This window comes from Nitrospinota bacterium, assembly GCA_027619975.1.
Classification (GTDB): domain Bacteria; phylum Nitrospinota; class Nitrospinia; order Nitrospinales; family VA-1; genus JADFGI01.
In genome coordinates this window covers 53,036-73,525 of record JAQCGX010000011.1, presented here as the reverse complement: position 1 = coordinate 73,525, position 20,490 = coordinate 53,036, and the positions used below count along the sequence as shown (strand labels likewise).

The following is a 20,490-nucleotide window of genomic DNA, read 5'->3' as shown; positions in this document are numbered from 1 at the left end:
CGGTGAAAAACCTCAGGGTTTCTCACCGCTTTTTTTTGTTAGCAATCAGGAGTTGGTTTTTTGGCGAGGTAAGAGGGGCTTCTTTTTTTGTCTGGAGATTTCGTAAAAAATCACCGCACTGGCCGCAGCAGCATTTAGAGAGTCCAGCTTTCCCTGCATGGGAATATGTACGGTAAAATCACATTGTTTTCTCAACAACGGGCGAATTCCTTTTTCCTCCCCGCCTATCACCAGAACGGTCGGAAAATCGAATTGCAGTTCATAGCAAGGTTTCTCGCCGGAGGAATCCACCCCCACAGCCCAAAATCCTTCTTTTTTTAAGATTTCCAAAGTTTGCACGAGATTATTGACACAGGCCACGGGAATAATTTCGATGGCCCCTGCGGAACATTTGGCCACTGTTTCCGTAATGGAAGCGCTGCGCCGCTCGGGTAGAATAACGCCTTGCACCCCAAACACTTCCGCAGACCGGATAATAGCTCCCAGGTTTTGCGGGTCCTGAATTCCATCCAAAAGGACCAGAGTGGGAGTGGATGTGGTTTTGAAGGCCAGCTGAATTAAATCCTTTATATTCAGCGGTTCCTTTGATGAAAAATATCCTATAATACTCTGGTGGGCATAAGCGCCGTATTTTTTTTGGAACTCCTTATGATGGAGCTCTTCAATCGTTACCTTGAGTGATTTCGCTAACGCTAACAGCGCTTGTATTCTTGGGTTGGAGGCCTCTTCTTTGACAACGATTTTATGACAATGTCGTTTTGAAGCTTTCAAAGCTTCCTGAATGGGGTTGATTCCATAGAGCATAGAAGGTTTTTTGTGTTCCATAATTCGTCAGGTCAGGAGGTCGATTGGTCTGGATTGAATATTCTATAACATCATGATATATATTAAGTTTACCTACCCGTTGCCGTCGGCGCACCTCTTAAAATGATGATATCTTTACCGAAAATTTTCACCCCTTTAATACTTGGCTGGTGATGAGTCTGTGATCCATTTTAACGTTTTCTACGCGTCCTGAAATATTTTTAATGACTATTTCTAAAAAAAAGATCGCTCTTTATAGTCTGGGAGTTATTGTTTTAAGTTTTTTCACCGTTGTGGGGGTGGTTTACCTTCAATTCAGCGACCTGGAAAAGTTTAAAACTTTGGCCGTGGAACGGCTGGAGGATCTTACCGGGAAAAAGGTTTCCATTGGCTCGGCGGAAATGGATTTGATCAAGGGGTTGAGTGTCAAACTCAAGGAAGTGACCATTGGCGGAAATTATGAGGAAAAACCGAAATTCCACGCCAAAAGTTTGAGGATGGTTATCAAACTGCTTCCTCTGCTGGATAAACGCATTGAAGTCAAAAAAATAGAGGTTGAGGGAGTCTTTTTGCAATTGATCCGTGATTCCAAGGGTGGATTTGACATGGAACGCATTCAGCAATTGGTCTCCCAACCGCCGAAATATGGCTTTTTAGAGGTTCTCAAGGGGAGCCTGATCAACAAGCTGGAAATCAAAAGTGGCGAAATTCGTTTCATCGATTTGAAAACCTTTGCAGGCGAGGTCAAGCCTGCCATTTTGCAGGTAAAAAAAGTTCATATTTTGATCCAGAAACAGTTTTTGAAAATTCCTTTTGATTTTCTTGTCCAGGGTGAAATACCGCATCCCAAACGGCCCACCGGGATTAATGTTTCGGGGTCGTTTGACAATCCAACAATGACCTGGGATCTTGCCGGATTCACACTGGATGGCCAGGCCAAAATCCAGGATCTTCCTGTGGCGTGGTTTCAGCCGTATTTAAAAAAGGTCATTCCCTCTGTCTCGAGTGAAGGGCGGGTTTCCCTCGACTCAAAATTTTCGGGAAGCCTGGCAGGCAATCTCCACTCCACCGGAAATTTGAAATTTGCCTCGGAGCAGGAAACTGCCGAGCCGGCCCTTCGTGATCCCTCGGTCCCTCACCGGGGCACACTCGATTACGAGATCATCCTCAACAAAGACACTATTCGATTAACAGAAGTCAAGATGGACTCCCAATCGTTCAACTTCACTGCCAAGGGAGCTCTGGGTAAATATAAATCAAAGGACCCTGTGATTTCGTTTGATATCCAAACCGGGGCGTTTCAAATCAATAAAAGTGAAAGCTACCTGCCGCTAAAAATTTTACCCCATGAATATCACGAGTTGGTTCATCAACGATTTAAAAATGGAAGCCTCGAAATTGAATCTTTAAAATTTCAAGGGGCTCTGTCACAGCTCCAAAACCTGGCCTTAAAGGAGAACAGAAAACTTGTTTCGGGGAAGGTTCGCATGAAGCAAGTGGATTGGCTGTCTCCTTTGCCTCTCTTACAGAATGTGAACGGGTCGCTGCAGCTGGAATCGGGAAACAGTGTCCTGAAGATTGAGAAGGCGCGTTTCCAGGACCATCCCATAGCAAATGTCGAAGGAACGATCAATGACCTGGTCGATCAACCGGTGGTGGACCTGTCTTTGGATAACAAGGTGGAGATAGGCGAATTTCATCAAACTTTGATGACAGTTTTAGCAGGCAATTCGTTTCAGGACTTCATCAGTATCTACCGGGATATGAAAGGACCCGGTCGCGTTCAGATTCATCTCAAAGGACCGCTGACGGACCCCGCCAAACTGTCTCTCACCGGGGCCATCTATCTTGAAGGTGTTTCTTTATACCAGGATGGCATTGGACCGAGGATCAATAATTTAAACGGAAAAATTGACTATAACCTGGCTCCTCCTGATTCTAAGGAAGGAAAAAACGTCCCTCTTCTTAAGTTTGATAACTTTTCCGGTGATTTTGGAAAGAGCACCTTCTCCAAGGTGTATGGAAAAGTAATTTTGGAAAACGGTGTCCCCATCAAAGAAATGGGCGGAACCTACACTCTGGATGTGGAAGAATTACCGCAGGTAATCTCGGACCTCTCCCTGGATTACCCTTTTGATGTTTTACATGCAAATGCAAGCTATACCAGCGGGAGCGTATTCGTAACCTATGGCTCCATTGGCAACCCTACGGTTCCTGAGGAGTTAAAAGAGTGGGGAGAAATTCATCTTCAGGATTTATCCCTGCAATATAACAAGGGGTTCCTGCCGATTTCGAACCTTTCGGGAAAAATCTTATTCGGTGAGGGTCCTTTACACCTCGTGGATGTCAAGGGATGGTATGGGGATTCCCCCGTTCAGTTGCAGGGCGATCTCACTCCTTACTCCAAGGATGGCCCAGTTTTTAATCTTGTCGCTAAATCTTCTAAATTTCTTTCTTCCGGGTTACGCGACATTCCCTTTCTGGAAAAGATAAAATTTACAGGCTATCTGGAAACGGAGCTTAAAATCCAGGGAACTTTTCACGACCTGGAATTTGACCATATGGTTGAATTGTCTCAGGCGGCCTACCGGTATGAAGATTTGTTTATTAAACCCGCGAACGCCTTCAACAAAGTACAAATCAAAGGTCATTTTGATTCCAGGGACGAGATTATTATCAAGGACTTTACCTATGACTTGGGAGCTAATAAGGTAAAAGGAAAGGCCAATATAAAAAGTTTTGATTCGCCTGAATTTTTTGTCCAATTGAATTCAAAGAATTTTAAAACTAATGCGCTGGCGTCATCTCTTGCACTGTTAAAAAATAACCGCAACGGTTTGGCTAATTTTAAAATCCATGGTCAGGGAAACTTTAATCAATTGGAGAAATCAAAACTTGCAGGAGAAGTTGTGCTTACGAACCTGGAGTTCCTTCCAGAGGATCACGACCATGTCATTACCTTAACTGCCGGGGTCAAGTTTTCCGAAAAAACGGTTCAAATTCAGGATGGAAATTTGGCGTCGGATAAATCCGATATTTTATTCGGCGGTATTTTTCAATGGGGCGACCAGCCAAAAATAGATTTAAACGTCTCAGGGAAGCGGCTTGTGTTGGAAGAGTTATTGCCTGCAAAGAGCGGGGGAGCGGACCTGGGTAGCTATATTGATGAATCCCCTCTGTTTTCCAAGGGTTCATCCAAGGTATCTTTCGATCTGGACGAGCTGGACTATAAGCTCCTGACATTGAAGACCGTTGCCGGGGAACTTTCGGTGGAGAAAAAGAAAATAAAAATAAGCAAATTGGACGTGGGGAAGCAGGGCAATATCCGCGGTCGCGGAATTTTCGAAATGGAGAGCTCGGATGCTTTACGTTTCAAGGGGCTGATTCAGGCGGATAATATACCGGCGGAAGAGTTTTTTGATTTGTTTGGCGATACCTTTCAAAATGGAATGACGGGTCAGCTGAAAACCTTGGATATTCGAGTGAAAGGGCAGGGGAAAGGTTTAAAAGAGATCGGGAAATCGCTGTTCGTTAAATCGACCTTCGATTTTCATTCTGGGCAGATCGATCATGAGAGATTAAAAGCAGGAGCTCTCAAGTTATTTGGATTCAAGGAAAAGGACGATGAGCAGAGTGGGGATGCCTTGAGGGATAATTTTTCACCCTATGAACAAATTGCAGGAAATTTTAAACTCGCTGAGGGGTTGGCTGAAACTGAAAATTTTATATATGAAGATGATCAACGAAGAAGTTCGCTTGTCGGGACATTTGACTTGAACAAGTATGAAATGGACACCGTGTTAGGTGTTGCGCCAATGGCGGCTCTTGATAAGTTTTTGACTAAGATTCCAGTGTTTGGGAAAATTCTTACAGGTGGCGATGAAGAAAGTCTGGTAAAAACCTATTTTACCGTAAAAGGCAAGTTCGACAAACCCGAGATGAAGTCCATACCGTTCACCTCATTGACCAAAAAAGTGGTGGGTATTTTCCAGGGAATACTACAAACTCCAAAATTTATTTTGAATCCCGGCGGCGAAGAAACCAATTAGCCCTTTTTTAGCAGGCCAATCAATCAGCGGGATTGAATATTTATGACCTGGAGGTTTCCTGGCAACTGACTGAGGTGGGAGGTCATGACCGACGTGATGACGGCTATGTCTTCGTCCGTTTCTACCGCCGCAGATGTCGGAGTTGGCTGGGCTCTTGGTGTGGGCTTTGGGGGCTCCACATAGGGAATGAAGTGGACCAGCAAGCGGATGGCGAAAATAAGAACCGTCAGAGCCAGAAAAATAACCGTCATGGAAATTGCTGAAACGGTCAAGGATGTCAATATAAGATTGTCCATTAGAATTTCCTAAGGGGCCACCAGTGATTGAGTGATAGCTTCGATTGCCGCATGCGTTTCCGGGCCCGGAGCGTCTCCAAACAGTGAAATAAAAACTCCTGCCGCGACCGCACTTCCAATGACTCCGGCCACATTGGGGCCCATGGCGTGCATTAACAGGAAGTTGGTATGGTCTTCTTCGGCTCCCACTTTTTGTGAAACACGGGCGGCCATAGGAACGGCAGAAACTCCCGCCGACCCGATCAGCGGATTGATCTTGCCGCCTGAGACCTTGCACATGATTTTTCCAAAAAGCACTCCCCCGGCAGTGGCCACACAAAAGGCCAGCAAACCCAGAATAATAATTTTGATGGTTTCCAGTTTCAGAAAAGATTCGGCGGTCATGGAAGATCCGACAGCCAGAGCCAGCAGGATTGTGACGATATTGATCAAATGGGTTTCTGCAGTTTCATGCAGTCTGGCGGTGACTCCACTTTCCCGAAATAAATTTCCCAGCATGAACATTCCCAATAAGGGCGTGACCCCCGGCAACATCAAACAAACAACAATGGTTGCCACAACGGGAAACAGGATCTTGACCGTTTGAGAAATCGGCTGCAACTGCTCCATTTTTATTTTTCGCTCTTTCTTGGTTGTCAACCAGCGCATGATGGGTGGTTGAATCAGCGGCACCAGAGACATATAGGAATAAGCCGCGACTGCAATGGGGGCCAGCAGGTGCGGAGCCAGTTTAGTGGCGATAAAAATCGAGGTGGGGCCGTCGGCGCCGCCGATAATACCAATGGCGCTGGCTTCTTTCAAATCGAAGCCTAAATACACTGCTCCGACCATGGTAAAATAGATCCCGATTTGCGCCGCGGCTCCAAGCATCAGCGTCGATGGATTGGCTAACAGGGGACCGAAATCCGTGAGCGCCCCGACCCCAAGAAAAATTAAGGGAGGTATAATTTCGTGCTTCACCCCCTGGTAGAAAAAATTCAGCAAGCCTCCCTCATCGGTATACATCATCGTGCTCATCGGCAGATTGGCCATGAGACAACCAAATCCGATAGGCAGGAGCAGAAGTGGCTCAAATTTTTTCCAGATGGCGAGGTAAAGCAAAACACAGGCAATGACCAGCATCAGCGCCTGGCCTGGTTCAATGACCGTGAACCCGGTCGAATTTATAATTTGGCTTGCCGCCCTTTCGAAGGTGAGTTCCATTATCTTATGATGAGGAGTTCATCGCCAGTATTGATTTTATCTCCTTCTTTGACGGAGATAGATTGAACGACACCGCTGACGGCTGACTTTATTTCGGTTTCCATTTTCATGGATTCCAGAACGATCAATACATCCCCTGGGTTGACGACATCGCCCACTTTGCTTTTGAGGGAAAAGACCGATCCGGGTAATGGAGAGGAAACTACTTCCTTTACAGGGCCGCTTGCGGCAGGTGCAGGGGCCGCCGCAGGAGCAGATGTTACCGCCTGAGTACCTGCCGGGGCAGAGCCTGCTGGCCCCACTTCCACATGATAATTTCGACCATTGACATTTACGTTATATACAGCGTGAGCTCCCGGGGCCGCCGCTTGAACAGCAGGTGTCGGTGCGGCTGGCTTGTCTGTCGATTTTTTAGAAGGGGTTGTGGGCACAGCCGCTTTGGTAGCCGGGTTATTGCGTGTTTCAAAAAAACTCAACGCTACTTTAGGGAACATGGCATAGGAGAGGCGGTCATCCTCAGAGGTGTACTTGTTGCCAAGTTCTGCGGTGACTTGTTTCCATTCCGGTTCCAACAAGTCTGCAGGTCTGCAATCAATGACTTTTTCATCCTGCGAAACCTTGGCCATTAAATCGGCGTCAATGGGGGCGGGGAGTTTTCCGTATTTTCCCAACACACAGCCGCGGGTTTCCTTGGTAATGATTTTATAGCGTTCCCCGGTGAGCACGTTCAGGGTTGCCTGGGAACCGACAATCTGGCTGGTAGGCGTGACCAGTGGAGGATACCCCATATCTTTGCGGACGCGGGGAACTTCCTCTAGCACCTCTGCCAACTTGTCCAGAGCATTTTGTTCTCGGAGCTGATTCTCCATATTGGAGATCATTCCGCCCGGAATTTGGGATTTGAGAATATTGATATCCACCCCATGAAAATCGCTCTCGAACTCAGCGTAGTTTTTGCGAACCTCCTGGAAGTAATTGGCAATTTCTTCCAGGATATTCAGATCGAGACCGGTGTCATAAGGGGTTCCCTGGAGGGCGGCCACCAGACTTTCCGTGGGGTAATGCGAGGTTCCCATCGACAAGCTGGATATGGCCGTGTCTATCATATCCACGCCGGCATCTATGGCGGACTGAATGTTCATTCCCGCAAGCCCGGTGGTTGCATGGGTGTGCAGATGAATGGGCAGTTTCGTGTTCTTTTTAATTTCCGCAATCAAATCACGTGTCACCGAGGGGACTAAAAGGCCCGCCATGTCTTTGATGCACAAAATATCCGAACCCATGTCCTCAAGCCGTTTGGCCATTTTGACATAGAGCTCAATATCATGGACCGGGCTGACGGTGTAGCTGATGGTTCCTTCGACGATTTTTCCGCATTTTTTGACCGTATTGACAGCCGTTTCAATATTACGAAAATCATTCAGCGCATCAAAAATGCGGAAGATATCCATGCCTTCATCGGCGGAATGCTTTACAAACCGTTCGACGATATCATCAGCGTAATGTCGGTACCCCACGCAGTTCTGCCCACGAAGCAACATTTGAAGGGGGGTATTGGGGATTTTCTGTTTGAGTTTTCTGAGGCGGTCCCACGGGTCCTCATTGAGAAACCGAATGCAGGAATCGAAGGTGGCTCCGCCCCACATTTCCAGGGAAAAAAAACCGACCTGGTCCAGTTTTTCAGCAATGGGAAGCATGTCCTCTGTCCGCATTCGGGTCGCGAGCAGGGATTGATGGGCATCCCGCAAAACAACTTCAGTAATTTTTATTGGCCGAGGAGGCACTCCCATAAAAAGCAATCCTTTATGTTTTAAGAATGATTCTTCATCAAGTTCCAGGGAGGTGTTCTTGATTGACCCTGGCAATGTCCTTGGAAAACTGATTTAGATAAATCCTACCCGCAAATCTTTAAAAACATAAAAGAAACCTTGCTGGGAGTCAAGGGATACTAAATTATTGAATAGGCAAAATCAAATGTTATTTCCGTCAGAATGAATAGTGGATGAAAAAAAATTATTTCCGTCAGATCGAATAGGGGATGAAAAAAAATTATTTCCGTCAGATCGAATAGGGGACGAGAAAAGTTTACTTTCGCCCCATTAAAATAGTGGCCAGATATGGTTTATTTTTTTCAGATTAAATAGTGGACAAGGAAAAATTATTTCCTCCAGGTCATGGGCAGGAAGATCAGCATGACGCCAAATATTTCCAATCTTCCCATCAGCATCCAGGTGATCGAAATGACTTTTCCCAGGGTGGGGAGATCGGCGTAATTCCCCGCGGGGCCTACATTTCCAAGGCCAGGGCCAATATTAAAAAGGGTTGCGATCGACGCGGACAATGAAGTGGTCATGTCAACGCCCATAAAGGATAGGAGAATGCAGCTAAGACCCGTGAGTCCCATAAACAGAAATGTGAGTGCGACGACGTTTGTCAGATGATCGGGCTCTATGGTTTTCCCTCCCACCTTGACGTGGAATATGGCTCTTGGGTGCATCAACTTTTGAAATTCCCGAAGGATTACTTTCAATAATATGATGAAACGGATGACTTTTAACGACCCACTGGTGGAACCCGAGCATCCACCGACCATCATGATTCCAAGGATCAGAACCTGAAGAAAATTAGGCCATAGATTAAAATCATCGGTCACGAATCCGGTGGTCGAGTGGATTGAAACAATCGTGAAGGCTGACTTTTGAAAGGCGGCTGCCGCATCTGATTCGGTGCCTGTTTCTATCAATCCCCATGTCGCGAGCAAGATGGAGATGACGATCATGGAACAATATCCGCGAAACTCCGGATTTTTGACAACAGCACTAAAATTCCCGATCACCAACTGGTAATGCAACGCAAAGTTGATTCCTCCCAGAAACATGAAGAGGATGATGACCGACTGGACGTAGTTGCTTTTGAAGTAGCCAATGCTTTCGCTATGTGGAGAGAACCCGCCAGTGGCGACGGTGGAAAAGGTATGACAGACGGCATCGAACAAATCGACTCCTCCCAACATGAGAAAAAGAATTTCCAGAAGGGTGAGAACGATATAGGTTTTCCACAGCATCTTGGCGGTTTCCGCAAGCCGGGGTTGCATGCGCTCGACCGTGCCGCCTCCAGGGATTTCGGCTTTAAACAATTGGAAACTGCCAATGCCCAGCATGGGAAAGATGGCAAGGGAAAGCATGATGATTCCCATACCGCCGACCCATTGCGTCAAACTTCTCCAAAATAAAATTTCCTTTGGAGCGGCGTCAATATCAATCAATACAGAGGCCCCTGTTGTGGTGAACCCGCTCATGCTTTCAAAGAAAGCATCAATAAACTGGGGGCAGACGCCGGTCAGTACAAATGGCAGGGAACCAAAAAAGGCAATGCTCAACCAGGAAAATGTAACAATGGCAAACCCTTCCCGGTCTCTCAGTTTTTCGATGCCTGAAGGAAGAAGTTTCCATGAGGCTAACCCCGTAACAAGAGAAATCATCAGGGTGTAGGAAAAGGCTTCAAGCCCACTCATATAACCTGGGATTGCGGGTGTTTTGTAATACAGAGATATTGCGATAGGGATTAACAGCAGACCGGAAAGAAGAACTAGCAGGATGCCGACAACGTTGAATATGGCCTTGATGTTCATCGGAATGGAAGAAAGTTTCTTTTGCTTCCGAACAGTTTTTCGATTTTTACGATGGCTTCCGGCAGGGCGACAACGATGACCGAGTCACCGGCTTGAATTTCAATCTCATCCGTGGGAACCATCATCTCCCCTTTTCTGAGCAAAGCGCCGATCATGGCGTTTTCGGGGAATTTTACCTTCGCAATTTTCTTGTTGACGATAGCTGAATTTGCATCGACCCCGATTTCCATGACTTCGGCGTCCTCGATCAGTTTGAAAACCGACATGACCCTGCCTTTGCGCAGGTGTTTGAGAATAGCGCTTACAGTGATCAGGCGCGGGTTGATGGTGATGTCCATGCCGATGGAATCCAGGATGGGCAGATATTCAGGGTCGTTGGTGATGACAAGCACCCGCTTCGCTCCATGTTTTTTGGCCAGCAGGGCGGAAAGGATATTGGATTCATCGTCCTCAGAAAGCGACAGAAAAAAATCTGCATCCTTCATATTGATATCATTGAACAGGTGCATATCCGTACCACTGCCGTGATGGACGACGCACCTTGAAAGTATTTCCGCCGCCTGATTGGCTTTTTTTCGCGAGGGTTCAATGAGGCACAAGTCCCGTATTTTTTCCTCCAGGGATTTTGCCAGATTTATGGAAAATGGATTCGCGCCATAAATGACAACCTTTGCGACTTCCTCCACGCTTTTATTCAACATGGGAAGAAGGAAGGGTAAAAATTCTTTGTCGATAATGGTGTAGATTTTATCTCCCGGCTGGATCACGTCCTCGGCCTTGGGTATGACCAGTTTTCCTTGCCGGACAATGGCAACAATGACGAAGGAGTCCATTGCGGAGACACCGCTGAGTTCTCGGATTTCTTTTCCTGCCAGGGGGGCGTCTGCGGGGATGTCAAACTCGCGCAGGAGGATTTCTCCTTCGGCAAATTCGGCGACGTTGACCACACCGGGGGTGCTGATGATTTTGTGAATGGTGTCGATGATGATGTCGCCAGGATTGATGACATGATCGATGTAAAGCTCTTCCGGCGAGAAAATGCGGTTTTCTTCTGTAAATTCTTCGTTGCGGATACGGGCAAACCGCTTGCTGACATTGAACTTGGACGCCAGGAAACACACCAGAAGGTTGATTTCGTCTTTTTCGGTGACTGCAATCACCATCTCCATGTTCTTGATTCCGGCTTTTACCAGTACGGTCGGGAGGCAGGCGTTGCCGATGATGCTCAGGACATCAAGGGTGTCGGAAATGCGGCGCATTTTCTCTGGATTCTGGTCGATGATCGCAATGTCATGACCTTCCTTGGAAAGTTCCTGGGCCAGATTGAAGCCGACAATGCCTGCTCCAACAATGAGGATTCTCATAATAGTTCTTTATGTCCGGTGGTGGGTATCACAAGATAGAACACTGGCCTGTCATCCTGGAGCTCCGCACCTGAGTATTTAAGGTTACAGGTTTATTTCGGGTTGTTCAGGAACTCCAGGAAATCGGACTCCTTTGACATGAGAAGAGTGGTGTCAGTTTTAAAAGAATTTTTATAGGCTTCCATTGAGCGCATGAACGAGTAAAACTTGGGATCGCTTTGATACGCTTCCGCATAAATTTTGGTAGATATGCCGTCCCCCTCACCGCGTGTTTCCTGCTCTTTTTTGTAGGCGTTTGCAATCAGGATGGTTTTTTCCTTATCCGTCTCTGCCCGGATTTTGGTAGCTTCCTCTCTTCCTTCAGAGCGGTATTCCTTGGCAATTCTTTCGCGTTCCGTTTTCATACGGTTGAAGATGGAGTTGGCAATTTCCGGCGGCAGGTCCGTTCTTTTGATTCGTATAGCAACGATTTCGATACCGTATTCAGAGGCCTTTTTGCTGGCTTCCTTGGAAACCTTATCCATGATGATTTCGCGGGTTTCCGTGACGATATCGATGAGTTGATGGGTACCCATTTCCACCCTGAGCTCGGAAAATAGAATATCGTCCAACCGGGCTTCCGCTCCCTCGGCGTTACGAACCGTTTCCAGAAATTTTAAGGGGTCAACGATTTTCCAGACGGTAAAATTGTCGATCAACAGATTTTTTTTGTCTTTGGTGATGACTTCCGCAGGGGGGGAATCGTTGTCAAGAAGCTGTTTGGAGAAGTACCGGACCTGCTGGATAAAGGGGATTTTAAAATACAGTCCTGGCTCGGTGATGATCTTTTTCGGTTTTTGAAGTTCCAGAATGATGGCGGTTTGCGTCATATGCACCGTAAACAGCGAGGACGAGACCAGAACGATGGCTAAAATTCCAATAATGATAAAAGTATTTTGTTTCATATTATTTTTTAGTTTATTTCTTTAATTCTGGAAGGGTCGAATTTTTGTTCAGAGATAAAAGCGGCAATACGCCCTGTTTTTGGTCCCCCATGATAAATTTATCGATGGTTGGCAATATCTCTTCCATGGTTTCGAGATAAATCCGCTTACGGGTGATATCGGGAGCCTTTTTGTATTCTGCATATTGGGAGTTAAAACGTTTTGCATCGCCCTCGGCTCTCTTGATTTTTTCTTCGCGGTAAGCTTCCGCTTCCCGGAGGATTTGCGCCGACCGGCCTCGGGCTTCTGGAATCACGGCGTTTCGGTAGCCCTGGGCTTCATTGATCATTCGCTCCTTATCTTCACGGGCGCTGACCACGTCTTTAAAGGCGCCAGCCACCTGCTCAGGCGGATTCACACCCTGAAGCTGGACCGTGACTATCTGGATTCCGGCTTGAAAGAAATCGAGAAGACTTTGAATCTGTGCTTGAGATGTGATCTGGATATCCGCCTTCCCGGTAGTCAACGCTTCATCAATTTTTCGACTGCCGACGATGCCGCGAATCACGGTCTCGGCGGTGTCCCGGACCAGCTTGAGCGGCCGCTGCACATTAAACAGATAGGCGACCGAGTCGGTGATCCGGTATTGAACCACCAGGTTGATGTCGACGATATTCTGGTCGCCTGTCAGCATCAGCGATTCCGCCTGGACCCGTTGAACTTGTCCAGAAGCGGTGGCGCGAAAACCGATTTCGGCCCGTTGGATTTGACGAATCTTTGGCGTATCGGCATGCTCGATAGGCGAAGGAAACTTGAAATGCAGGCCTGGCGAGGTCGTGCGGCTGAACTTCCCGAAGGTAGTGACCACCCCTTCTTCATCAGGCTCGACAAAATAAAACGTCCCTGGAAGAATCCAGATCACTAACAACAGGGCAATGATTCCGAGAAACATGGAAGGTTTGAATTTCGGGATGTTGAGCTGCGGAATATCAAAAGGAGGTTTGTCTCCTGGAGGGCCGCCGCCACCGCCTTTGAATCGATCTTCTGGACCCTTATGTTCGTGCAGGTCGTCCCAAGCCATATATGTATTCTTTATGAAAAATGATTGAAAGTTAAACCTATAAGTAATTGGGATACGCTAGCAAACTCAAATCGCAATGTCAATATAAGGAAGGGATCTTAAATCAGGTCAATAAAGGAGAATGTCTCCTTCTTCATTGAATTTAATTCCACGAGCGGCAAGATAGTTGAGAGCGTCTCGCAGTCCGGTCATGGATTGCAGTTGGTGAGCCACATCTTTGAATTGTTTGAGACTGGTGATCGGAACTCGTTTCAACTCAGGGGCCTTGATGATGTCTCCGAGGATTTTGTTTTTTAACCACGCTTCGACGCTCAGATTGCCGTTTTCGACGGTGATGACAATCCGGTGAGGGGACGCCAGTTTCAGTTTTGCCCGCATGTCAACGATGGCGGGTTTGCTTTCTTCAGGGTCCAAAAATAAAAGCACCCGGTCCAATGTTTCTGCGCCAATCCGGGTGATCGCTATTTTTGTAACGATCTGATCGATGGAAATCGGCTCCGACTCCAATCCTTGTTTGACCTTGAGTCCCATTTGCATATTACCGTCGACTTCTGACTCAGACTCTTCTGCAGTCTTGGACCGTCCCACCAGAGCGCCAAAATTCAGTCCTGCAAATTCCGTGGAAAAACTCAATTCCGGGCCTTCGGGCGTGGGAATGACGAACAGGTTCCCGGCGACGGACCCATCCAGCACGTCAAACAGGAATTTCTCTACCAGCAAGCGGTTATTTTTAAACAACAGGTCCAGTCCGATATTGGAGACGCGTTGATTGGCGACCTGTATCTCTTTGATGGTAAAATTGTTTTTATGTTTGGAAAAACCCCTGAGCTGAGTGAAAAAACCCTTCCGCGATGCCAGGAAAGATTCGGGTAGAGTTTTGACCAGGACACGTTCGAGAAAGAGGGTTTTATTGAAAGGGAATTTTCCATTGAGGTTTGTCACCTGGACGCTATCTGGAACCTGGGCATTGAATTGATCGAACTCTACATTGCCTCCGACCGCAACCTTTTCTCCAGGCGTCATATTAATGCTCAATGTAGCAAGCAAAGCGCCGCTGGCCTGGATGCCGTTTAGAAATTGCTGGGTCCCTGCGCTGATGGCTTTTTTTAAATCCAGTTGATTTTCCGTGGTCAAATTAACATCCAGACGACTGGATATTTCTTTAGGCTGTAAGGGAATCTCCCCGGTGAGGAAGGGTTTCAATCCATCCACACTGCCTTTCAGGGTGTGGCTGATGCCGTGTTTTTTGATCGAAAAGTGGTGTGCATCCAAGGTGAATTTATTGAAATCGGTGAGTGAGTATTTGAAATCAAATTCCGGGTTCAGCCAGTCTTCTCCCAATACGTCTTTAAGAAACAATTTCTCAAGCGAAATATTTCCAGAGATCGCTCCCGAGCCTTCCTTAAAATTCACCTTCGTAGACGTGTTCATTTGTTGAACGTCAATGCCCCGACTGGGCCAGGAAAGCGATGCGTTTCCTAAATCGAAGCCAGCCTGGGCCACGATGGGGAGAGACGTTTTTTCCAATTCAAATTTCTCTGGAATGGTTCCTTTGGCGTTGAGAGCAAAGTTCACCGCGCCTGCGATCTTGAGATCTTCCATGCCGGTGCGTAAGGCTAAAGGAATCTTATCCCAAATGGCGGCGAGTTCGGTCTCGGTGACTTTGGTATCAATGTCAAAGGTTTTCCCCCAGTTTTTGAGCTTGGCCTTGAGGCTGAGGTTCATGAGAGATGGAGCGATCAGTGAAACGCGATTGATTTCAACATCTCCTGTTTTTAAATTTTGTTGGGACCGACTCGCAAACGTTATTGGTCCGATGGGAATTTTTCCGTCCAAATTTTCAGAAGAGGGAGGGTCAATCTGAAGATCGACCGAAGCCCTGGTTTGTGTCAACGAAAGGTCGTTAACATTGACGTTAAAGGAAGTCTGGATTTTCCCGGTTTTTATTTCCTTCACTCCCTCGACATCAAGGAGCGAAACATTGCCCTTAAAGGCTATATTTTTAATGTCCTTTGGATACAGATCGCTCTGTAAAGAGGTGTCCAGTGCCAGTCCTGTCAATATGATTTCTGGGGCTAACGATTTAACGCGCTCTAATCGAACCGAAGTCTGATTGGTGATCGGGATTTTTCCTGGGTCCCCGTGCAAGGGGTAATAATCGCCCATAGATAGAATAGTTTTGATTTTAGTGGGTCCCAGTTCGATTTTATCGAGAGCCTTGACGTTCTCAATCCTTGTTTCAAAATCCAGACGAGGAATCTTGACACCCTTCTCGGGAAGATAATCCACGGGAAAAGTAATCGTGGCGGAAACCTGTTTGACCTCGATCGGGGGATTTTTAAGTTGGGTGTCGATTCCGTTCAGTTTTATTTCTGTATTAACGAGGGCCTGAAGGGGTTGAAAGTCTTGATCCAGCCGCCCCTGAAGGATGGCGTGTACATGGGATTCCCCGGCGCTTGGGAAGCCGTCGATTTTTTGCAAAAGATTCTTTGGGAGCAGGGAACGCAGTGCCGTTAACTTAATGTCGATATCTTTCTCTATCTTAAAGGAGTCCTTGCCGAAATTCTTTGCGCTGCCATTTACTTTTCCCTGTGCGGCTAAGCCCAGAGAATAATCGACTTTAAAGAGGTGGATATCGCCCGATTGCCAATTGGCTCCTGCGGACCCTTGCAGATTGAAACTGGTTTTTACCCGGTCCATCTCAGGGAGGGAAACTTCAACGGCTTTTAACGCGGTCGAAAAAATAAGATTGGCTTCAGCAAGATTGGCCCCCTGCGCTTTGATTTGCAGGTCCTGGCTCAGGCCGGTGAGGGTCAGGTTCTCTGCCTGGCCTCGATCTATTTCAATATGGATTTGCCCATCAAGGTTTTCAGGAACCCCGTTTTTTAATTGAGCATTGGTGAGATTGATGGTTGCATCCACGCCTTCCAGTGAGGCGGCAAGCGGTGGGTGCTCGGCAAAAAAATCCTTGATGTTGATCGTTCCGTTTGAGATCTCAATATCCCCCGGCTTGAAATCCGGCAGGTTTCCTTTCACTTCCAAACCGGTGACACGGACATCACCTCCGGCTTTCACCGGCGGAATCAGGGTTCCCGCCAATTCAATGAGATCTTCAATGTTAAATGCAGCTTCGTTGAGCCGGATGGAGAAACGCGGGTTCGCCGCCAATTGATCGGCCTCACCGGAAAGCACTACCCTGTTTTTTTCAGAAAGATGGAATGCCAGTTCCCTGATTTTTACACCCTGTTCTTTGACCCTTGCCTGCAGGTCTATTTCTGCGGATACGTCAGGGACTGGCAGGGTCTCTCCTATTTGAATTTGATTTTTCCTCAAACCAAGGTTGCCCGTCAGCCGGATGTTATTTAAATCCTGAGTAGTCACTTCTATATTTATGAGAGCCAGCGTTTTGACATCGAGGCCTTTCCCTTCGCTGGAATAAAACTCTAAATTGTGTTCTCCCCGAGCAGGAGCGACCATCGAAGTTTGGAGCCAAATGTCGATTGCATCGCGTTCCAGTTTGCCGCGGGCGTTCAAACTCAAGCCTTCAAGTCGGCTCTTTATTTTTCCGTCCATGTCCAGATTCACCTGGATGTTGCGGATGCCAAAATCCTTTAAATTCACGCCAAAAGGAATCGGCGGAAGCTCAGTTGGTTTGTCATCGGCAGGGGCGGGTGGCTTGGCGGGGCCTCCCGGTTCCAGAAGCGGTTGAAAATTCCATACGCCGTCTACCGATATCAGATTCAATTTGGGTTGATCGACAGTCACCTGATTGATGATGAACCGGCCTTGCAGAAGCTCGGTCAGGTCGTAATCCAGAACGATGTTCTGCACGCTAATAATGGGTAGTTCCTCTCCCAGGGCCAGCCGGGAAACATGCAAGCCGCTTAAAAGGCTGAAATCCAGAGACTCGATGGACACCGGGATTTTTAAAATTTTTGTCAGTTCTCTTTCTGCTATGGGTGTGACTCGCTCCGATGGGAAATAATAGGATAAAACGATGCCGACGCCGACCAGAAGCAGGGTAAATAAAAGGACACTGTAAAAGAAGAATCGGAACAACCTTCGCCCCCAGGATTTCTTTTTCAGGTCTTTGGGGTCGGGTTTTTCATGAGTCGGTTTCTCAGGTGGGGAAAGTTTTTCCACATCGTCGAGCGATATCTTTTGGCCGGGGTGAATAATATCGTTCATGTTATCCCAAATGCTGTTCAAGGAAGCTTGAGGTGGATTCAGTAATTTTGCCGATGAATTCCATATCAAGCGTATCCAATGTATCTGATGGTTGATGATAATTCGGATTTCTTAGAAAAGCCGTGTCCGTGATCATGACCGCCGGAATGTTGTTTTCCCAGAAAGGGGAGTGGTCGCTGAGCGTCACCTCCGGGAACTGGTCTCCCCTGCCGGGCACTACCAACCGCTCTACAGGTAGACTGGGAACCGCCTGAATCATGCGGTCCGCGATGGCGTGGGTTAATGCGGCGGAGGGTTCATTGCCGACCACAGCGATAAAATCACCGCTGTTCGGGTATTTTGCGGCGTCCACATAGGGAGGGTAGGTCTGAGAACCGGGGTCGGAACTGCAAAACCCCACCATTTCCAAAGAAATCATTCCGGTGATACGATCTTTTTCGTTTCCGGTCTGGTCGAGAAAGTAATGGCTTCCCACGAACCCATACTCTTCGAGAGTGAAAGCGGCGAACAGGAGAGGCGTTTTAAGTCGCGTGGTTTTCAGACAACGCGCGATCTCCAGAAGAGCCGCAACTGCGCTGGCGTTATCATCGGCCCCTGGGCTTCCCTCCACGGTGTCGTAATGCGCCCCCAGGACAAATATCCCGGAAGCAGGATCGGTCCCCTCTTTCAGACCCAGGATATTAGGGAAACTCATGCCGTCAAAAGGAACCGCTTCTTCCCGGACCTGCAGGTTGGCGGATTGCATCTGACCGCGAATGTATTCTGCGGCCCAAGTCAGTTGGTCCGGCGAGGTGTAGGGGTTGCGTTCGCGAGTGAGCGCCGTAAGATGGGTGGCAATATTTTTTTGGTTCGGTGCCTGCATCGACCATTTAATATTGAATGAAACCTTATCCTGTCAAAGAAAGTGATCCCAATTTTAGAATGCTATGGGCAATTGATTGGCCCGGAAGACATCAAACCTCAACTTTAAATTGATAGAGTTGGAATTTATAAAAATTTGGAGCTTCAACTTTTTGTTGCCTTAAAAAAACGTTTACTTTTTACGGGTATCGTCATACCATAACCGCATGATTACGGTGGAATGCTTTTCAGGCTATAAGCTTAACGAGAGGCCGATCGCCTTCAGCCTCATGGATCAGCGCTACGAAGTCAAAGACATCGTCGATCGCTGGTATGGAGAGGGGACCCGTTATTTTAAAGTGAGGGCGGATGATGATAATATCTACCTCCTCAAATACGATGAATGGGAGGACTGCTGGGAATTTGTTTTTTATCAGAATCCCAAAAAAATAAATTCATTGGCAGAGTCCAATATGGGGTCCTGTGTCATCCCCCATTCCCCACATGATGGTCCGAATTCCAGAAGATTCACCTCCCTGCATTGAATATTCCGAGAGCCGCTTTCTGTTAACCGGTCGTAAAACCCTTGAGATGCCTTGCCCCTCTGATTTCAGAAAATGGATCATTTGATAAAAATAAAAATGGTGGGCTGGTTTTGGTCAGCCGACCTGGTTTTGATGTGCCTGAAATTTCCCCAAGCCTGATTCGAGCTTATAAATGATGGCCCTATTTGTATCACTGTTGTTGAAAAAAGTCCAAATAAATTAGATGTTTATGGAGAGGTGCATGCATGGGTCCGACTGACCGGGCGGTTCAATCCTTTACAGGTCAAAGGCGAAAAATGATCGAGGAACAGCTCGTCGATCGGGGAATAAAAGACTTGCGGATCATGGAGGCGATGAACCGGATACCCCGGCATCTGTTTGGGCATGAATCTCTTCAGCACAAGGCCTATGGAGACTTTCCTCTTCCCATTGGCGACAATCAAACGATCTCCCAGCCTTATATCGTGGCCGCCATGACCGAGGCATTAAATCTGAAGAAGACCGACCGGGTATTGGAAATTGGAACCGGCTCGGGATACCAGACGGCCTTGCTTGCGGAACTGGCAGGGCAGGTGTTCACCATTGAGCGCATCCGATCCCTGAGCTTGAAGGCGCAAAAAATTTTGGAACGTTTGAATTATATGAACATCGTTTTCAAGGTGTTCGACGGAACTTACGGATGGCCCGATCAGGCGCCATTTGACGCCATTCTCGTCACCGCCTCTCCCGAGGAAATCCCGAAAATGCTGGTCGATCAGTTGGGTGATAAAGGCCGACTGGTAGCTCCGGTGGGTAGCCAGGAAAAACAGAGCCTCACTATTTTGGTCAAGGAAAATGACCGCACGACCTCCCACGAAATTGGTTACTGCAAATTCGTGCCTCTTGTGGGAAAATACGGCTGGCCGGATAACAAAAGGCCATCCTGAAATTAGATTTAAATTTGAAATCGCACGATTTCAAATTACGGAAATAAGAGTTTTAATACTGAAAAAAGATTTTGTTTCACAAGGAAGATTTTAAGTGTTTTCCAGAATTATCCAGAAGGGCCATTTTGTTCTCAGCACGGGCGTGAAGTCGGAGTATACCTACGAATATAGTTTGCTGTCTGACACGATGAACCTGGCCTATTGCGAGATGCTGAACAACAAGTTGAAATTATGGCAGGACGAGCACGGTAAATTCGATGTTGTCATTGGCTCGGAAACGGAAGGAATTCGTATCGGTTATCAATTGGCGCAATTGATGAAACTGCCTTTTCACATCATGCCAAAAAAGAGAATGGATTTCGCGCAACTGGCGGTGCCCAACTATCCTCCTGAGACGCACTGGCTGATTGTCGATGATATCGTGACCACCGGTTCGACGTTTATTCGTGCAGTGGATTATCTGGAAATCGAGGAAAAACCGGAAGCAGTAACTTTTGCTTGTATGGTAAGGAGGAACCCCGCCAATATGGATTATTCGGCGGTCAGCGGCGATCCGGAAAAAGAACAATTCAATGTGCGTCAAGAGAGGTTCGATTTTATCGACAAACGGCTGGTTTCCCTGTACAGCGAACCGATGTAA

14 protein-coding genes are annotated in these 20,490 nt (G+C 47.2%); 4 read left to right on the top strand and 10 right to left on the bottom strand.

Annotated features, from left to right (window positions below; translation table 11 throughout):
* Nucleotides 1–45: 45 nt before the first annotated feature.
* Nucleotides 46–825, bottom strand: coding sequence for a 23S rRNA (guanosine(2251)-2'-O)-methyltransferase RlmB (gene rlmB, locus O3C58_05850; GenBank protein MDA0691384.1), 780 nt, complete (start codon nucleotides 823–825; stop codon nucleotides 46–48).
* A 203-nt stretch (nucleotides 826–1,028) separates the two neighbouring features.
* On the opposite strand from rlmB, the gene O3C58_05845 reads away from it, so the two are divergent.
* The gene (locus tag O3C58_05845; protein ID MDA0691383.1) at nucleotides 1,029–4,853 is read left to right on the top strand and encodes an AsmA-like C-terminal domain-containing protein; all 3,825 of its coding nucleotides are present in this window, start codon (nucleotides 1,029–1,031) and stop codon (nucleotides 4,851–4,853) included.
* 23 nt (nucleotides 4,854–4,876) lie between these two features.
* Here O3C58_05845 and O3C58_05840 read toward each other — a convergent pair whose 3' ends face one another.
* The 9 genes from O3C58_05840 to O3C58_05800 all read right to left on the bottom strand — a co-directional run bounded on the left by O3C58_05840 (nucleotide 4,877) and on the right by O3C58_05800 (nucleotide 18,401).
* The gene (locus O3C58_05840) at nucleotides 4,877–5,149 is read right to left on the bottom strand and encodes an OadG family protein (GenBank protein ID MDA0691382.1); all 273 of its coding nucleotides are present in this window, start codon (nucleotides 5,147–5,149) and stop codon (nucleotides 4,877–4,879) included.
* A 9-nt stretch (nucleotides 5,150–5,158) separates the two neighbouring features.
* On the bottom strand, nucleotides 5,159–6,352 hold the full coding sequence (locus O3C58_05835; protein ID MDA0691381.1) for a sodium ion-translocating decarboxylase subunit beta: 1,194 nt from the start codon (nucleotides 6,350–6,352) through the stop codon (nucleotides 5,159–5,161).
* Nucleotides 6,352–8,142: a sodium-extruding oxaloacetate decarboxylase subunit alpha gene (gene oadA / locus O3C58_05830; GenBank protein MDA0691380.1), complete on the bottom strand. Its 1,791-nt coding sequence runs from the start codon at nucleotides 8,140–8,142 to the stop codon at nucleotides 6,352–6,354. Before oadA ends, O3C58_05835 begins: the two co-directional genes overlap by 1 nt.
* A 368-nt stretch (nucleotides 8,143–8,510) precedes the next feature.
* The gene (locus O3C58_05825; GenBank protein MDA0691379.1) at nucleotides 8,511–9,983 is read right to left on the bottom strand and encodes a TrkH family potassium uptake protein; all 1,473 of its coding nucleotides are present in this window, start codon (nucleotides 9,981–9,983) and stop codon (nucleotides 8,511–8,513) included.
* Nucleotides 9,980–11,347, bottom strand: coding sequence for a Trk system potassium transporter TrkA (gene trkA / locus O3C58_05820; protein ID MDA0691378.1), 1,368 nt, complete (start codon nucleotides 11,345–11,347; stop codon nucleotides 9,980–9,982). Before trkA ends, O3C58_05825 begins: the two co-directional genes overlap by 4 nt.
* A 92-nt stretch (nucleotides 11,348–11,439) precedes the next feature.
* Nucleotides 11,440–12,291 carry a protease modulator HflC gene (hflC, locus tag O3C58_05815; GenBank protein MDA0691377.1) on the bottom strand — a complete coding sequence of 284 codons (852 nt, stop codon included), beginning with the start codon at nucleotides 12,289–12,291 and terminating at the stop codon, nucleotides 11,440–11,442.
* Between the two features lie 13 nt (nucleotides 12,292–12,304).
* A complete protein-coding gene (gene hflK / locus O3C58_05810) occupies nucleotides 12,305–13,351 on the bottom strand; it encodes an FtsH protease activity modulator HflK (GenBank protein ID MDA0691376.1) in 1,047 nt (348 codons plus the stop codon).
* Between the two features lie 108 nt (nucleotides 13,352–13,459).
* Entirely contained in the window at nucleotides 13,460–17,539 is a 4,080-nt protein-coding gene (locus O3C58_05805) for a hypothetical protein (GenBank protein MDA0691375.1), read from the bottom strand.
* 1 nt (nucleotide 17,540) lies between these two features.
* A complete protein-coding gene (locus O3C58_05800; GenBank protein MDA0691374.1) occupies nucleotides 17,541–18,401 on the bottom strand; it encodes a M20/M25/M40 family metallo-hydrolase in 861 nt (286 codons plus the stop codon).
* A gap of 214 nt (nucleotides 18,402–18,615) precedes the next feature.
* On the opposite strand from O3C58_05800, the gene O3C58_05795 reads away from it, so the two are divergent.
* The 3 genes from O3C58_05795 (at nucleotide 18,616) to O3C58_05785 (ending at nucleotide 20,490) form a co-directional block, all read left to right on the top strand.
* A complete protein-coding gene (locus tag O3C58_05795) occupies nucleotides 18,616–18,924 on the top strand; it encodes a hypothetical protein (GenBank protein ID MDA0691373.1) in 309 nt (102 codons plus the stop codon).
* Between the two features lie 245 nt (nucleotides 18,925–19,169).
* On the top strand, nucleotides 19,170–19,850 hold the full coding sequence (locus O3C58_05790; protein MDA0691372.1) for a protein-L-isoaspartate(D-aspartate) O-methyltransferase: 681 nt from the start codon (nucleotides 19,170–19,172) through the stop codon (nucleotides 19,848–19,850).
* 94 nt (nucleotides 19,851–19,944) lie between these two features.
* On the top strand, nucleotides 19,945–20,490 hold the full coding sequence (locus O3C58_05785) for a phosphoribosyltransferase (GenBank protein MDA0691371.1): 546 nt from the start codon (nucleotides 19,945–19,947) through the stop codon (nucleotides 20,488–20,490).

Bases quoted from the DNA above. Each gene is read 5' to 3' on its own strand.
- O3C58_05790 (MDA0691372.1), top strand. From the start codon at position 19,170: ATGGGTCCGACTGACCGGGCGGTTCAATCCTTTACAGGTCAAAGGCGA.
- O3C58_05845 (MDA0691383.1), top strand. From the start codon at position 1,029: ATGACTATTTCTAAAAAAAAGATCGCTCTTTATAGTCTGGGAGTTATT.
- O3C58_05825 (MDA0691379.1), bottom strand. From the start codon at position 9,983: ATGAACATCAAGGCCATATTCAACGTTGTCGGCATCCTGCTAGTTCTT.
- hflC (MDA0691377.1), bottom strand. From the start codon at position 12,291: ATGAAACAAAATACTTTTATCATTATTGGAATTTTAGCCATCGTTCTG.
- oadA (MDA0691380.1), bottom strand. From the start codon at position 8,142: ATGGGAGTGCCTCCTCGGCCAATAAAAATTACTGAAGTTGTTTTGCGG.
- O3C58_05805 (MDA0691375.1), bottom strand. From the start codon at position 17,539: ATGAACGATATTATTCACCCCGGCCAAAAGATATCGCTCGACGATGTG.
- O3C58_05835 (MDA0691381.1), bottom strand. From the start codon at position 6,352: ATGGAACTCACCTTCGAAAGGGCGGCAAGCCAAATTATAAATTCGACC.
- O3C58_05800 (MDA0691374.1), bottom strand. From the start codon at position 18,401: ATGCAGGCACCGAACCAAAAAAATATTGCCACCCATCTTACGGCGCTC.
- trkA (MDA0691378.1), bottom strand. From the start codon at position 11,347: ATGAGAATCCTCATTGTTGGAGCAGGCATTGTCGGCTTCAATCTGGCC.
- O3C58_05840 (MDA0691382.1), bottom strand. From the start codon at position 5,149: ATGGACAATCTTATATTGACATCCTTGACCGTTTCAGCAATTTCCATG.
- hflK (MDA0691376.1), bottom strand. From the start codon at position 13,351: ATGGCTTGGGACGACCTGCACGAACATAAGGGTCCAGAAGATCGATTC.
- rlmB (MDA0691384.1), bottom strand. From the start codon at position 825: ATGGAACACAAAAAACCTTCTATGCTCTATGGAATCAACCCCATTCAG.